A 14,842-nucleotide genomic window follows, 5' to 3' on the forward strand; every position below is an offset into this window, starting at 1 on the left:
TAATTAAAACAATTTCTTATGAGTATTTCTAACAAAGGCGGGGCATTAACCGCAGTGTATTGGATAGTAGTGATAGTGCTTTCCATTTTCGCAGCAGTAATCTCGTGGAACTGGGTCGATCCGGATGGTCTGTTCAGTTTCATCGGTTTTTTACTGGTTTGTGGCATTTTATGTACAATTGCAAACTTCATTGCGATGGGGCTTGTATCATTGATTGAAAGGATGCGGTAGTTGTTACCTGCTTTCAATCATTGACAATACCAAGGGGGCCAAAGTCGATTTGTTAAGCCGATGAGGTCTCTAAAGCCAGCCTGAAGGGGGATTGACCCCCGGCTGGCTTTACCAAGGGGGCTCTGCAGTCTCAATGTTTTCCGATGGTTGTTGGAGACGATTCCTTTAATCGTTGATAAGGACGTTTTTCTTGCAGTTGCTGAATGGCAGGTTGAAATGTTCTCCGTGCTTCTGCAAATATAATTTTTCTTATTTGCAGAAAACACGTTAAGTGCAAATATGAATTTCTTTTTGTACTGAAACCATTGGTGATTATGCAAAATTATTTGTGTTACCGGGAAATACAGACAGTCGCCAGACCCCCTTTCCACAAGAAATTCGCGCCTGAAAAATTACTGAATTTTGCATTCTATTAAATGCAAATTCGATTCTCCTTCATTTTTGCCTGATTCATTTTATCCAATTTCCCGGATTTTGAACACAGATTGGGATAAATTCGTGGTGATTTTCGCTTAACTTGATTGATTTCTTACACAGGTATATTTTTATTAGTTATTGTTGTTTTTCGATGAAAAAATGGCCGGAATTGGTAAAAGTGGAGCCTCTATAATGTAAATTCGCTTTTTATCTTTAGGATATAAATTTTACAGAAATATGAAAAGGGCTCAGCATTTAATTGCCGAACCCTCAAAACTATTTCTATTAATAAGGTAACAATGCCTGGTTTTATTATTTTTCTTTAATCCTTACGTGTCTTTCGCCATTTATCATTGGATGCTCTACTTTTTTAAATATTTCATTAAAATCATGATGCTTAGCTTTTCTCGGTATCTGAAGCTCATCATAAATGTTCTGCATCATAGCTTTAGCATCTTTTCTCGTGTAAATTCCCTCCCCAAAAACTTTATGGGCCTCTGAGGCTATAATTTCAAAAGCATCTCCATAATTCGTTATCATCGTATTAGCATAAGTGTAATCTTTCCATACTTTCTTATAGTATTTATAGCATGTTTCAATTACACAAATCCATTCAGTTTTAGTTGAATATACACCCCATTCAATTGCGCCATTTTTGTGGTTTTCCTTAAAATAATCAACTAAATCAGTATATGTGACTACACCAGGCAAAATAATCGGCTCAATCTCACTTGATACGTTAAACTGACTTTTTATATCAAATCCTTTCGAATATTGTTCCCTTATTTCAAGGATGAAGTATTTATCAGCTTTAAAAGCCTCTTCATTTATCACATATCTACCATCTTTAATTAAAGTATAAGCTTCGAAATCCGGGTAGAATTCTATACCATTTTCTTTTCCTTCTTCTAATCCTTTTTCGTATAAATAAATTGTGTTGGAGATTTTATCTCTTACTTCTTCAATTTTAGCCAGTAGCTCATCCTTTGTTTTCCTGAACATTGACTGGTTATAAATATATATAAACGTACCATAATTGGGATTATTTTTATTTCTCTGCCTTGAAATCGCTTGCTTAAGATCTGTTAGCATATCTATCATTTGCCAGGATTTTCTCGTATTACTAACAACAACAGTCATGGCTTGGCTGTCATATAAATCGATTCCACTGAAACCGGATGATGTAATAAACAAGAATCTTGGCATTTCTCCGGAGACATATCTGGGTATCCCAATTATTCTGCTGTCATTTTTAAGACTATTGCCACATATAATTCCACATTCCTCCTTTTTTAATCCAGCCTCTTTTACCACGTTCGATATCTGCCTAACAGAATTTATAAAAACTATTACTTTACTGAATTTTCTTCCCTCAAGTGTCATCTCACCATTTTGATTAAGAGGAGCGATGAATTCATTTCTAAGACTCTTGTAAGGAAATGTCCTCTCAGCCAAAATAGGTTGTGCCTTAATAGTATTTGCCCACTCAATCTTAATCTGATCGATTTCCGAGACCCAATTAGGCAAATATTGCAATGGCGTTGGAGTAGCGGAGATAAAGCTAACACTCTCCTTGTATTCTTCTGCAATTTCAAATACTGTGGTAATTACATCTGTTTTTAATTTTGTTTTTGACAAAAGCTCATTTGATTCATCGATCACCAATTTATAATCATATTTTTCAAGCAGGTATTTAACTTTTGGAAGTGAATCATAAGTTACAACGATCTTTTTAAGTTGGTTGCGGTACCTATAAAATTCTATTTCTCCCAATTCTGTTTCTCCCCAAACTGCTAAGACATCCCCATCAAATCTTTCATTTGGATATTGTTCTGCTTTGTTTATTGCCAAATAAATCGTTGGAACTGCGATTATTGTATTTACATCGTTTTCCAAAGCAACAGAGGTTAATCCGCATCCACATACTGTTTTGTCAATATAACCTGGAGGAATTTCCTCCATCACTTCGTTTGCATATTCAGCATCATATCTATATATCTTCATAATTTTGGAGTTTTTCCCTTATTAAATAGGGAGCAATTTTGCTATCTCCTTTATAGGTATTCTCAGATTTTTTGCTCCCTCTATTTGTCGTGTATCACTTATAAAGAAAAAGGAGGAAGCAGTTTTACCATTTCCTGTAACGAGTTTTTCAGATATATTGCTCCCTCTCTTCAATTCACAAATCGTGATAATTTTTAACACCAGGATTTGAAATGAATCTTATCTTCTATAACAAATAAGATGCCTTCACTTAAAATGAATGTTTCATCCCCTTCACTTACTTCATAAGGCATTCTTTCCATAAGACTATATATTAATTCATGGGAAATGACATGGCTATTTTGTGTAAAATAGTCCCTTATCTTATCATTACCATTAGCACGCAAAAATTTCGAAACATAGTTCATTACGTATTGAGAATTAACTTCTTCCATATTATCATACTGTATGTGGACATACTTTGTGATATTTTGAAATCTTATCTTATGGATACCAATAGCTTGTAGAAATTGTATGAAGTTTTATTCATTCAATCTAATGTTTCCATTCTCTGTAATATCCAACAGACCATCTATCAACCATTTATAAAACTTCATAATGGTAGGTGTATGTTTCGTTTGTAATTCAATCATAACTTAAATTGTTTTGGTTTTAAATTAAACATTCTTTTATTCTCGGAAATCTCTCCGCTGAACCGGCAAACTCGTTTTGCCGATAATAAATCCTCCCACCTATTCTATGTGGGTTCAAATAACCTTTTTCTTCCCAGCTGCTCATAGTATTTGCAGTTTTAACATTCAGCCGCTCTATGGCCTCTTTTCGGGGAATAAACTCCATTGATCACTCGTTCTTAAATTTCGTCATCAAGATCTCAGTTGTTTTAATAACGACATCTTCTATCACTTTCTCTAAATCCTTTACAGGAATTTCAAGCTTTATAGTTAAACTGACATTACCGTCCTCATCAAATAATGAATTTTTCATTTTTTCAATTTTTTGTTAGGGAGGGAGCTGCTAAATCTTATCTAAATATTTTCAGATTTTTTGCTCCCTCCTTACTATTTTGTCCTTAAATAACTTTTTTAATAAAAACAGAACCATGTATTCCCATCATCACTTATAACCCAATAACCATCATCTACATACAAGACAGCTACACCAGGTTCAGTTTGCTCTACTTCTTCTCATTTCAATTTATATAAAAGATCTTTCGAGAAGAATTTTTGAGTTGAAGTCAGATATTTCCAAAATTCTTTATCATAAGTGAAAAACAAATCACTTAACAATAAATCTTTTATCTCTTCAAAACTTACTACCTTAACAAATGAATTCTGAATGCGGATTAGTAAATTTGTCTTGTCAACTATAGCATTTCGAAATCCTAACCTTTCAAGGTATTCGATAGTTACAATTTCATTCCAGAGTATTTCTCCTGTATTGGTTACTTTGCAGAAATCAATAATATCTACATCGTTTATACTACATCTTTTTAATAAACTCTCCATTTTTTACTTTTTATTTATGTTACGTGTTTTCGAAAATCTCTCCTTTGTATCGACCAATTCATGCTGGTGATGATAAATCACTACTGGCACTATTTGGAGACACTGTAAAACTCTGTGATGGTGTTTTTGCATCAATTCACCCCTCCCTTCATTGAGTTATACAATTCAAGCTCTTTCCTTTCACAGTATGCTTCAGAAGTTTCAGGCTTCCTGCCTTTAAGCCAGTTTTCAATTTCCGACCTGAAAAAGATCAGCTTGCGTCCGCCATGTTCTGGCTTGTGGTAGGGGATTTTGTTTTGATGCACGTGCTGATAAAAGGTATTCTTCGCATACCCTGTCAGCCTGCATACATCTTCAATGCCGATGATCTCGCTCTCTCTTACCGGCATTTTCCTCATTTCAAGTAATAGCCCCTTTATAGCTATTACTTCATTTCTGTATTTTACCTCAATCTTTAATATTCTGTTTGTCATTTATTAAATTTCTTAATGAGGGAGGGAGCTGTTTGAGCTTGACTGAATATCCTCATTTTTTTGGCTCCCTCCTGTTCACTTTAATTATCACATTAATATCAAGCCCAATAATCAATGAACGTTCCATCCTTTGTAACAGTGAAAATGCCTTCATCATTGTAAAACTCCAAGGAATTATCAACTGCTCGTTCCGGAATTGCTTCTTTCAGGTTTTTCAATAAATCCTCAGCAAAGAATAAATTATTTCTAATTAAATGCATCCTTTCTTTTTGAGATCCAGTGCAATTCATCCTTTCCAAGATCAAGTCTTTAATCTCACTGTAATTGGTTTCTTTAATCTCGTTCTCCTGAAATCGTAAAAACCTGATTTTTTTATCAATCAGCACTGAGCGATGACCCAATTTTTCAAGGTCAATGATAATTTCACCTTCGTTCCACAGGACCTTGCCTGTTTCAGTAACTTTACAGCAATTAGTAAATAGCGACTGGCTTTCCAACCATTCTTGAAATAAATTTCTTTCTGTTTTCATTTTAAATTCCTCCATAGTTTAATTTTGAGATTCATAATTTCTTTAAATGTCCCATAAGCTTTACCTAAATCTTTTTCTGTCATCAATTCAACCCTCCCTTCATTGAGTTATACAATTCAAGCTCTTTCCTTTCACAGTATGCTTCAGAAGTTTCAGGCTTTCTGCCTTTTAGCCAGTTTTCAATTTCCGACCTGAAAAAGATCAGCTTGCGTCCGCCATGTTCTGGCTTGTGGTAGGGGATTTTGTTTTGATGCACGTGTTGATAAACGGTATTCTTCGCATACCCTGTCAGCCTGCATACATCTTCAATGCCGATGATCTCGCTCTCTCTTACCGGCATTTTCCTCATTTCAAGTAATAGCCCCTTTACAGCTATTACTTCTTCCATTAAAACTGCTACCTGAGAAGGTAGACTTTCAATTATATTATTCATTAAACAAAATTTATTCTCGGGTTCGTTCCCGATGCAACAAATATAATGACAGAATATGATTTACAACCCAGTAAATCAATGCTTTATTGCGACACCTGGTGTCGTTTTAGAGTCGCAAAATATCGCAAATTCATAGTGACATAAAATAAAAAAGCCCAACTGCAAAAGCAGTTGAGCTGTTAAATTTCATGCGACATTGGCATCGTGTTACCATCGCAAAGTTTATTTGAATATTCCTGATACTTCGTTTTCTGGTGTGTAATTTTTGTTATTAGTATTTATTTTTGTGCCACAAATCTCGGTCATCTCCTTTGCCTTCATATCGGGATTTATTTTTTTACAGAACCAAAAAAAAGCATTTTTATGATATTCTCCTCTGTTATTCAATTTTATCCAACTTATTTTGGGGTGAGGCTTTCCACGTCTCCCTCCAAACCAATACAAAAATGACTCATCGGTGCACTCAATTACTTTTGCTTCAATTGCCTTTTCATATATTTTTAACAGTTCCTGTTTTAAATTTGAATCTTCAAGATCAAGAATTTTTGAGGCAGTATTATGATGAAGCATTTCTTGCTCTGATAAAGAATTTTGCCTAACCTCTTCTTCTTGTTCTTCAAGCAGCAGAGTGTGTAATTGACGCTCACTTACAAATTTCTTATCAAACCGATAGCCAGTAAAATTTTGATCTTCTACCATACAGTTATAAGCATGTACAAAAGTGTCATCATTCCTTAAAGCTGACATCAACCATTCTTCTACCTCATCCTTGTCATCGAAAGGAGTCTTAAAAAAAGGATCTAGTACTTTCTGTGTTAAAACTTCTGAATTTCTATATTTCCTGAGTTCATGGACAAGATTAACCATGTAGTCATATTTTTCAGCTCCAATCGGAACAGCCTTGATATCATCCATTTTTAAGTAGAAATATTGTTCAGGAGTTATTGATTTGTATTGCATGATAATAGAAATAAAAAATGTTAATTATAATACTTTTACTGCTTCATCAATTACTGAACTATCCAGACTATCGAGATAGGTGTTAGTTGTTTGTAAATCATTATGTCCCATAATCTGGCTTATTTTATCCCTGGGGATTGAATTATTCTGCAATTGCATTGCCATTGTATGTCGGCTAACATAACTTGTAAGGTTAAATTCAAAACCAAACTCATTGGCAAGGTCTTTAAGATAGCTTACATAACGTTTTCTCTTATTTGTAATGTGTTCATATAACTTCTCCCCTTCATGATCTACCGTAATAATTGGTAGCAAGTAATCTTTCATTGGCTCTTTAAATTGTTTAAGCTCATCTATTAATTGCTGAATCTGCTCTGTAATCTTTATTTGAATCGGTTTTGTTTTGGGCTGGTTTTTTGTTTTTTGTCTGAAATAGACGATGTATTTCCCGTTATTATGAATAACGATGTTTTTTGTTTTCAAATGTGCCATATCAATAAAAGACATTCCGTAACAATAATAGGAAAATAAGAAAAGTTTACGGGCATACTCACGAACTTCACGGGATGATTTGGAAGTTTTTAATTTAACCAGGTAATCATTCGGAAGATATCTTTTTGCTGTCTCTTTATCCAATTCAGAAATTTTGAAGCCATCTTTCCCAAACGGATAAGTACCTCTCGTTGCCTCTCCATCCTTAATTGCTTTATTGATTATTGCCCGCAGCGACTTCATATAATACCTTCTTGTATTCGATTCGTTCTTCCTTTTCTGAAGAAATACATCAAACCTTTTTACATACTTATAATCGATTTCACCAAAGACCCTTTCCTGTATCTTATTATCAAATAAGGAAAGGATATGTTCCAGATTGTCATAACAATTTGCATTTCCAGTATGTCCTGTTTCCCGCAATGTTTTTATATGTTCCAAGATATATGAATGGAATTTTCCCTGCCTAATCTTTCCAGTGAATGCTTCCTTAAACTGGTTTAAGGTCCAGTCCACTTTCTCATCTTCAAACTTGCGCAATATATCAATTGCCCGTTGATTATACCTTTCTATTAGGTAATTATTTTTTTTGCGCTCCTCGTTTCTTTCCTTTGCTTCTTTACTTCTTAGTCCCTTTTCGATGACAAATCGTTCCTGAATGTCATCCCAATAATGTGGGTCACCGTGTATTTTTAGTGAAAGGTAGCTCCTCTTCTTAAGTTTAGACACCTCAAGCATTACAGCATACAACCCCTCTTTGTTAGGGTTAGTGGTCCGCATCGTAAATTTATACTTTCCCATATTTCGTTTAATTTTTGTCGCACTTTTGTCGCACTTCTGTCGCAATATAGCACTAAAAACGATACAAAACCAATTTATATTAATATTTATAAAATCTCTGTAAAGCCCACCAAATATAGGTTTTATAAAATTAATACAAATAGATATAAATTAGAATTACACACCTGGGGGGCGAGGGGTCGGAAGTTCAAATCTTCTCACCCCGACGGATAGGAAATCCAAAAAACACCAAAAGCCTGTAAATCAAATGATTTGCAGGCTTTTTTATTTATAATGAGTCAAAATAGACCATAAAAAACGAATCAGGCTGGCAGAATGACTTTGCATCTACAACTGCACCTGATAAACCACCTGTAAATAAGTTTGATATTCCCAAAACCCGGTTGGCTCTTGAAAGCAGCAAAATCTTAAATGATTCACGATGTTCAATATCTTTCATCCAACTTGGATATACCAGGTTGTAAACATCTTTAGAACTGGAGATTTGGGGTAAACTGGAAGGTTTGGTTTTGTGTGAGTAGGGAACTGTAATTTCATTGAGTGAAAATAAATCTGACATAAAAACCACTCCTGCCCTGGAGATTCGGCTTTCGTCAGTTGCCGGACGGGTCTGGCACGCCGGTCAAATTTTAGCAATGCACATTGAGCCGGGCGGAATAATTTGCCGGGATTTAACGATCATGTTCCAATCCCCAGCTCATATTTGGAGTCGCTCCCATCTCCAATTCCAGAATTCCACCAACAGAAATTTCTTTGTAGTTTAAATAGCATCTATTTATAGGCTCTCCATTAAGTTTGGCACTTTGAATATAGATGTTTTCTGAAGAATTGTTATTTGCCTTGATCATAAATGTATTTCCTGATGTGTGCTTTTCATTCAGTTGAATTTCAATTTCATTGAATACCGGGCTTGTAATTTCATAGCGCAAATCGCCCGGACAAATCTGATGTAATCCGATGGCTGCCAACACATACCAGGCCGACATTTGTCCCACATCTTCATTCCCAACCAATCCTTCTACTTTGTTTTTATAAGCGCGGTGACAAATTTCGCGTGTCCATTTTTGAGTTAACCACGGGGCGTTTAGCCGGTTAAATAAAAACGGAACGTGATGTACCGGTTCGTTGGCGTGATTATAATAATCGTTCCACATCATATTTTCGGGCGCTTTTTCGAAAAAATTGGTCAGGTCATCCAATACTTTTTCACGGCCGCCCATTAACTCAACCATTCCTTCCACATCATGGGGAACGAACCACCCCTGTTGGTAAGGATTGCTTTCAACGGTGCCGAACCATTCTTCCAGCCGACCTCTTTCGGGCCATTCTTTCCAGGTTCCGTCTTCGTTTTTTGCACGAAACCAGCCCTTTTCAGAATCAAACACATTCCGGTAGCTTTGTGAAAGTTTCAAATACTTTTCATGGTCTTCTTCTTTACTCAAAGCTTTAGCCAGCTCCGACATACACCATTCGGTATAGCTTAATTCCTGAGTATTTGAAATTGAAAATTCGCCGATTGCATAACCTGCACTTCCTGAATCCACGGCATCACTTCGAACCGTAAAACCTTTTTCTTCATTTCCGCTCTTCTCACTGGTGTTCCTGGCGATTTTGTATACTTCACTGATATCGTAATCTCGAATTCCTTTTGCATAAGCATCAGCAAGCACCGAAATTGCCGGATTCCCAATCATACAAGCACTGTAGGCATTCATAAGTTCCCACCGTTCATAATAGCCTTTTCCACTTTCTCGGGCAAGAGTAGTAAGAGACTGAATCATGTCGTTAACTACAGTTGGATTTATGAGCGTTTGCAGTGGAAACTGACTGCGAAACACATCCCAGCCGCTAAAAATAGTCCGCTTGGTAAAGTTTTCTGATTCATGTACTAAATTGTCACCGCCGATGTACTGATTATTCACATCTTCGAATGTTCTGGGATCAATCATCGAGTGGTACAAAGCGGTATAAAAAATGGTATTCTCATCATCAGTTCCACCTTTTACTGAAATCTTCTGAAGCGCATTGTTCCAGTTCTCATACGCCTGTTTGCGTACCTGACTAAAATCCCACCCATCGATTTCTTCTTCAAGATTTAATTTGGCTCCTTCCAAACTGACAAACGAAATACCTACTTTCAATAAAACCTTCTCATTGTCTTCGGTAGAAAAATTGGTGAAGAATCCCAGGTGTTTGCCTTCTTCTTCAGTTATCCCTTCTTTTAAAGTGGCATTGGCAACAACTTCCTGATAAGGTTCACTTGTAACATCCTCCAGTTTACGTGACCAACCATCCGGAATATCAGCACTCCAGGTACCAAATTTGTTAAGCGATTTGCTAAACTGCGCATAAAAATATACCGTGTAATCGGCTTTGCCGAGGCCGTTCCCCCAGCCGCCTCCTTCGGGTGGACATTTCATCCATCCTGTGATTGTATTTTCATTCACCACTTTTACGTGTTGAAGTGTTGACGTTCCCCCAACACGACGAGCGAGGTCGATCTGAATTCGCGACCTTTCATTTTCAGGAAATGTAAACCGATATATTCCACAATGACTGGTAGCTGTTAATTCAGTCTTTACTCCATAGTCATCCAACCGCACAGAATAATATCCTGCTTCGGCTTTTTCACTTTCTTTTGAATATCGGGAACGATATCCTGCATCAGGATTTTCGGCTGTCCCAGCACTGGTTTTTAATTCTCCGGTAGTCGGCATCACCAGAAAATTTCCCAAATCACCGTTCCAGCCGACACCACTCATTTGTGTTAGAGCAAATCCTTCAATGGTTTGATGTTCGTAGCTGTAACCTGAGCCGTTATCTCCTCCGGTTATTGTGTTCGGACTTATCTGAACCATTCCGAACGGAGTAGCAGCTCCAGGAAATGTCTTCCCTAACCCGTGATAAACTCCGGCGGCATCAGTACTTGTACTTGCACCAATAAACGGATTAATATAGGAAGCTAAGTCATTTTCGTCCCGCTTGCTGTCCACGTCTTTATTTGAACACCCTATGGTTAGTACAAGTAGTAAAAGTAGTAAAATTGATTTGTCTATCATCATTTTTATTTTTTTGAAATCGTTCCGAATAAAATCAACAGCTCCGGCATTTGTTTTGTGAAATTTTAATCCTTTTGCATCCTTATCGCATTGAATAACAAATATCCCAACGCAACCAATAAAAGAACCATAGCTCCGGTCTGGCCTGTTAAATCTGCTATAATTCCCATTAGTGGTGGAACAATTGCACCACCGGCGACTCCCATTATCAGCAAGCCGGAAACTTCGTTTGCACGTTGAGGTTCCCGCCGCAAAGCAGCAGAAAAAATTATAGAGAACACATTGGCAATCGCAAGCCCCAGGCAAAAAATCATGACAAGAATTACCCAGAGGTTAGAAATGAAAATCATCAGAACCATGGCGGCAATCCCCAAAATCATGCTTCCAATATAAAATTTACGTCCTGAAAATTTTATCAGTAAAATTGCCCCAACAAATGTACCTATCGTACGCGCTGCAAAATAGAGACTTGTTCCCAAACCAGCCCTTTCCAGAGGCAAATCGGTTCTCTCCATTAAAAATTTAGGCAGAGTGGTATTTAAGCCAACATCAATCCCCACCAACAGCAAAATTCCGAGGAACAGCATAAGAATTACCGGGTCTTTAAGCAACCCAAAACTGGAAGCAAAACTGGTAGTTTTTACTTCTTTCTTTTCCTCTTCAATTGGAGTTAGAACCAACCACAATCCGGATAAGAAAGTAACCGCGGCGAAGATCGGAAAAATCAATTTCCAGTTTCCCAAAGTACCTGAAGCAAATCCCGCGATAATTGGCCCTGAAAAAGAGGCGATTGCTTTTACGAATTGTCCAAACGTCAAACTGCTTGTCAGTTTATCCTGGCTTACTACATTTGTTAAAAGCGGATTCAAAGAAACCTGCAGAATTGTATTCCCAATTCCGAGTAAAGCAAAAGCAAACAACATTACGGTGTACTCGTATGCAATTACCGGCACCAGTAATGAAATCAAAGAAACTACCAGGCTAATTAAAACAGTATTTTTGCGGCCGAGCTTGTTCATCATCATCCCGGTGGGAACCGAGAATACAGCAAACCACAGAAAAACCATCATTGGCAAAAGGTTTGCCATGGAATCACTCAGGTTAAAATCCTGTTGTACGTAACTGGTTGAAATTCCAACTACGTCGGCAAAACCCATAATAAAAAAACCGAACAACACCGGTATTACTGCCAACTTTGAATTCTTTTTATCCATTTATCCTGATCTTATATTTTTGAAACCAACGGTTCCAGTTTATTCCAAAATGATTCTTCTAAAAGTCTTGCACTTCCTGTCATCGCAGCCGACTCCATTAACTCAGAAATTACAACCTCGACTGAAAGATTATTTCCAGACAAAGCGGCTTCAAACGATTGCGCGAACAGTGGATAAGCTCCAGAGATATTTCCGCCGATTACCAGACAATCTGCGTCGAATGTGGATAATAGCGGGGCTAAAAATTCGCCGATATTGGTTCCGAAATCTTCAAACAACTTTCTTGCTTCAGCCGTTTCTGATGCTTTGTCTGCAATTTCTTTTACTCCGTTACAAACTATCCTGGTTCTTTTTTCAAATTCGGTAATAAACCAACGCGTTGAAAAATAATCATCTGCAATCCCGCTTTCATACGGAATATGGTAAACATAACCTTTCTCAGGAACACGATCTCCTTCAATGACAGGAACACCATTTGTTAAAAACGCAGAACCAAAACCGGTACCTAAGGTAATTGCCATCACATTTTCGTAGTTTGCTGCTTTTCCTATCCAGCATTCACCAACTGCAAAAGCGAGTGCATCGTTTAAATACCGAAATGGCATCGATTGCGGTAAATCCAACAATTCTTTCAATTCATCGCCGACATTTCTACCAAACAGATTTTCGTATTTGGCCACACTTTTATCCATGAGTGCAACTCCGTTTTTATAATCGAATGGCCCCGGCATGGCAAATCCAATGCCGGCTACCTCATCATTTTTCGAATGTTGCATGGTTTCTTTAATAGCCGTTGCCCAGCTATTCAAGATTTCATGAGCTGACGCCTTATTATCGACTTTTTGTTCGCTGTGGCTATTTTCAATTATCTGTTTTCTTTGCAGGTCAACCAGTACTGTGCTGATATGACTGCCTCCAACATCGGCACCTATTGCGTATTTTCTGTTCATTTTCATCTGTTATTTCATAAATGCCACCACAACCATGGCTTCTTTTTCCGAGTTGTTCTTAATAGTGTAACTTTCTGCGGCAGATGGGACTACAAATGTCTCGGCAAATTGGAATTCATCCTGTCTTCCATCTTTAGAAAGAACTGTTACTGAAGTCCCTTCTACAAGGCTCAAAACATTGAACTTCCGGGCTGTTTCAATTTTTACTTCTGAATTAAAATGGTAACGATGAACACGATAAGTGTGCTTTTCGTGCGTTGGAAGTTCGTAGTGTTTCCAGTCACTTCCCTCCTGAATTAGAACCGGTTCTGAAATTAATTCCTTTTTAACTTTTTCTCCTTTTCTATCGAACACAAGGTTCTTCATTCCGTGCTCAATGTTTAGCGGACGGGGATTTCCATCCAAATCGGGCCGAACCCAGTCATACATTTTAAAGGTAAAAATATAAGGAGTTGTGCTGATTTCAAGTACAAGGTTATCGATGCCGGAACCGTGAATTGTTCCCGGTGGAATTAAAAACAAATCGTGTTTCTGCGAAGGATGAACCTGAACAAATTTGGTAATATCGATTTCAGAATTTGTGTTGAAACTGTCCCAAAGTTCAGACTCAAACTTTTCCGGTTCAATGTCGTCCTGAAATCCAAGATAAACGGCAGCATCGTTTTTTCTGTCGAGAATATAGTAGGTCTCTTCCTGGGTTATGTTTTCGCCAAAATGTTCTTTGCAATATCCCGGAAGTGGGTGGCACTGTACTGAAAGATTACCTCCGTCGAATGTATCCAGAAAATCAAACCGGATTGGAAATTCGTCTCCAAATTTTTCACGGTCCGTTCCAAGTACGGAATCACCTTCGGAATACATAATGAAATCAAAAGAAACTTCGAAAAGATTACCGGAACTTTCTAATACGAGTCCGTTTTCAGGGGTAATAAGTTCAAACGACCAGGCGTAATTTTGCACCTCAGTATTTAAGCCTTCAATTTTTTTCTTTATCCAGCTTCCTCCCCAAACGCCGGGTTCAAACCAGGGACGAGCTCTGAAAAAGGTCTTTGCCATTTTTCTCAGGCCTTTTCGCAGCGAATCACCACTCATCCACACACAACCATCGTCTTGCTGACCATCAATAATAAAGTCAATGTTTGCCATTATTGACTTCTTATGTTTGTTCAAAACAATCCAATCGATAAAATAATACCGTTTGTACATGGTTTTCATATCGAACGTCTGGCTGGCTCCCAGATTTTTGATACTTCCTGCCCTCGCCCTGAACTGTAGTTCGTTTTTGGGAAGATCGATATAAATTAACGGGCCATCCCAACCGGCAAGTTGCGCTCCCGGTCCGTAAATAATATTTAGATGGGCAGAAGGTTCAGAAGAGAGTTTACCCAGTTTGTCTGCATCAAAATAATCGACCATTCCGATGGTAGCACGTGTTCCAAAGATGGAATCTTTGTCACCATAAAATGGCTCTATGAGCTTGTCAATACTGCTTTCGGGTAACATTGCCTGTTCAACATTTACCCAGTTGGTATTTACTCCTTTTCCCTGCAAGGCACTTTCAAGTTTTTGCCGAAACGTTTCAAAATAAACGCCAATGTAACCGTCCACTGTAATAGCACCGGCACTTTTTATTTGTTCCGCAAGCGATTCGAAATCGGTGGCAATTTCTCCATCTTCCAGTTTGAATGAAGGATGTATATCGTAGCCGTGTGTAGCATTTTCATCCTTTTGGAAAGGCATCTTAAATTGCGTTGTTTTCCTCTTTTGTTCCAT

The 14,842-nt window shown here is 37.5% G+C and carries 15 protein-coding genes; 1 reads left to right on the plus strand and 14 read right to left on the minus strand.

The window, feature by feature from the left end:
- Window positions 1-18 precede the first annotated feature (18 nt).
- Window positions 19-231, plus strand: coding sequence for a hypothetical protein (locus BUC07_RS20735; protein WP_139279640.1), 213 nt, complete (start codon window positions 19-21; stop codon window positions 229-231).
- A 729-nt stretch (window positions 232-960) separates the two neighbouring features.
- On the opposite strand, the gene BUC07_RS17785 is transcribed toward BUC07_RS20735, so the two are convergent.
- The 14 genes from BUC07_RS17785 to BUC07_RS17855 form a co-directional block, all read right to left on the minus strand.
- Window positions 961-2,652, minus strand: a complete 1,692-nt coding sequence (locus tag BUC07_RS17785) for a hypothetical protein (protein ID WP_073172919.1) — start codon at window positions 2,650-2,652, stop codon at window positions 961-963.
- Window positions 2,653-2,846: 194 nt separating this feature from the next.
- The gene (locus BUC07_RS17795; RefSeq protein ID WP_073172925.1) at window positions 2,847-3,086 is read right to left on the minus strand and encodes a hypothetical protein; all 240 of its coding nucleotides are present in this window, start codon (window positions 3,084-3,086) and stop codon (window positions 2,847-2,849) included.
- A 406-nt stretch (window positions 3,087-3,492) separates the two neighbouring features.
- On the minus strand, window positions 3,493-3,636 hold the full coding sequence (locus BUC07_RS21005) for a hypothetical protein (protein ID WP_175552563.1): 144 nt from the start codon (window positions 3,634-3,636) through the stop codon (window positions 3,493-3,495).
- A 200-nt stretch (window positions 3,637-3,836) separates the two neighbouring features.
- Entirely contained in the window at window positions 3,837-4,157 is a 321-nt protein-coding gene (locus tag BUC07_RS17805) for a hypothetical protein (protein WP_073172934.1), read from the minus strand.
- A gap of 131 nt (window positions 4,158-4,288) precedes the next feature.
- Window positions 4,289-4,630, minus strand: a complete 342-nt coding sequence (locus tag BUC07_RS17810) for a helix-turn-helix transcriptional regulator (RefSeq protein WP_073172937.1) — start codon at window positions 4,628-4,630, stop codon at window positions 4,289-4,291.
- A 98-nt stretch (window positions 4,631-4,728) separates the two neighbouring features.
- A complete protein-coding gene (locus BUC07_RS17815; RefSeq protein WP_139279641.1) occupies window positions 4,729-5,160 on the minus strand; it encodes a hypothetical protein in 432 nt (143 codons plus the stop codon).
- Between the two features lie 82 nt (window positions 5,161-5,242).
- Window positions 5,243-5,593, minus strand: a complete 351-nt coding sequence (locus tag BUC07_RS17820; protein ID WP_073172945.1) for a helix-turn-helix transcriptional regulator — start codon at window positions 5,591-5,593, stop codon at window positions 5,243-5,245.
- Window positions 5,594-5,815: 222 nt separating this feature from the next.
- Window positions 5,816-6,508, minus strand: coding sequence for a hypothetical protein (locus tag BUC07_RS17825; RefSeq protein WP_139279642.1), 693 nt, complete (start codon window positions 6,506-6,508; stop codon window positions 5,816-5,818).
- Window positions 6,509-6,577: 69 nt separating this feature from the next.
- On the minus strand, window positions 6,578-7,846 hold the full coding sequence (locus BUC07_RS17830; RefSeq protein WP_073173023.1) for a site-specific integrase: 1,269 nt from the start codon (window positions 7,844-7,846) through the stop codon (window positions 6,578-6,580).
- Between the two features lie 268 nt (window positions 7,847-8,114).
- On the minus strand, window positions 8,115-8,405 hold the full coding sequence (locus tag BUC07_RS17835; RefSeq protein ID WP_073172952.1) for a JAB domain-containing protein: 291 nt from the start codon (window positions 8,403-8,405) through the stop codon (window positions 8,115-8,117).
- Between the two features lie 112 nt (window positions 8,406-8,517).
- Complete coding sequence (locus tag BUC07_RS17840; RefSeq protein WP_073172956.1) at window positions 8,518-10,908, minus strand: GH92 family glycosyl hydrolase; 2,391 nt, start codon at window positions 10,906-10,908, stop codon at window positions 8,518-8,520.
- A 62-nt stretch (window positions 10,909-10,970) separates the two neighbouring features.
- Window positions 10,971-12,119 (minus strand): MFS transporter, encoded by a 1,149-nt coding sequence (locus tag BUC07_RS17845; RefSeq protein WP_073172959.1) that lies wholly within the window; start codon window positions 12,117-12,119, stop codon window positions 10,971-10,973.
- 11 nt (window positions 12,120-12,130) lie between these two features.
- Window positions 12,131-13,069 carry an ROK family protein gene (locus BUC07_RS17850; RefSeq protein ID WP_073173027.1) on the minus strand — a complete coding sequence of 313 codons (939 nt, stop codon included), beginning with the start codon at window positions 13,067-13,069 and terminating at the stop codon, window positions 12,131-12,133.
- 9 nt (window positions 13,070-13,078) lie between these two features.
- Window positions 13,079-14,842, minus strand: coding sequence for a class I mannose-6-phosphate isomerase (locus BUC07_RS17855; RefSeq protein ID WP_073172962.1), 1,764 nt, complete (start codon window positions 14,840-14,842; stop codon window positions 13,079-13,081).

The sequence above is a fragment of the Tangfeifania diversioriginum genome (genome assembly GCF_900141875.1).
In the GTDB taxonomy this organism is placed as follows: domain Bacteria; phylum Bacteroidota; class Bacteroidia; order Bacteroidales; family Prolixibacteraceae; genus Tangfeifania; species Tangfeifania diversioriginum.

What these genes read in the sequence shown, in the direction of transcription:
- BUC07_RS20735 (WP_139279640.1), top strand. Translation starts at nt 19, where the DNA reads ATGAGTATTTCTAACAAAGGCGGGGCATTAACCGCAGTGTATTGGATA.
- BUC07_RS17785 (WP_073172919.1), bottom strand. Translation starts at nt 2,652, where the DNA reads ATGAAGATATATAGATATGATGCTGAATATGCAAACGAAGTGATGGAG.
- BUC07_RS17795 (WP_073172925.1), bottom strand. Translation starts at nt 3,086, where the DNA reads ATGGAAGAAGTTAATTCTCAATACGTAATGAACTATGTTTCGAAATTT.
- BUC07_RS21005 (WP_175552563.1), bottom strand. Translation starts at nt 3,636, where the DNA reads ATGAAAAATTCATTATTTGATGAGGACGGTAATGTCAGTTTAACTATA.
- BUC07_RS17805 (WP_073172934.1), bottom strand. Translation starts at nt 4,157, where the DNA reads ATGGAGAGTTTATTAAAAAGATGTAGTATAAACGATGTAGATATTATT.
- BUC07_RS17810 (WP_073172937.1), bottom strand. Translation starts at nt 4,630, where the DNA reads ATGACAAACAGAATATTAAAGATTGAGGTAAAATACAGAAATGAAGTA.
- BUC07_RS17815 (WP_139279641.1), bottom strand. Translation starts at nt 5,160, where the DNA reads ATGAAAACAGAAAGAAATTTATTTCAAGAATGGTTGGAAAGCCAGTCG.
- BUC07_RS17820 (WP_073172945.1), bottom strand. Translation starts at nt 5,593, where the DNA reads ATGAATAATATAATTGAAAGTCTACCTTCTCAGGTAGCAGTTTTAATG.
- BUC07_RS17825 (WP_139279642.1), bottom strand. Translation starts at nt 6,508, where the DNA reads ATGGATGATATCAAGGCTGTTCCGATTGGAGCTGAAAAATATGACTAC.
- BUC07_RS17830 (WP_073173023.1), bottom strand. Translation starts at nt 7,846, where the DNA reads ATGGGAAAGTATAAATTTACGATGCGGACCACTAACCCTAACAAAGAG.
- BUC07_RS17835 (WP_073172952.1), bottom strand. Translation starts at nt 8,405, where the DNA reads ATGTCAGATTTATTTTCACTCAATGAAATTACAGTTCCCTACTCACAC.
- BUC07_RS17840 (WP_073172956.1), bottom strand. Translation starts at nt 10,908, where the DNA reads ATGATGATAGACAAATCAATTTTACTACTTTTACTACTTGTACTAACC.
- BUC07_RS17845 (WP_073172959.1), bottom strand. Translation starts at nt 12,119, where the DNA reads ATGGATAAAAAGAATTCAAAGTTGGCAGTAATACCGGTGTTGTTCGGT.
- BUC07_RS17850 (WP_073173027.1), bottom strand. Translation starts at nt 13,069, where the DNA reads ATGAACAGAAAATACGCAATAGGTGCCGATGTTGGAGGCAGTCATATC.
- BUC07_RS17855 (WP_073172962.1), bottom strand. Translation starts at nt 14,842, where the DNA reads ATGGAACAAAAGAGGAAAACAACGCAATTTAAGATGCCTTTCCAAAAG.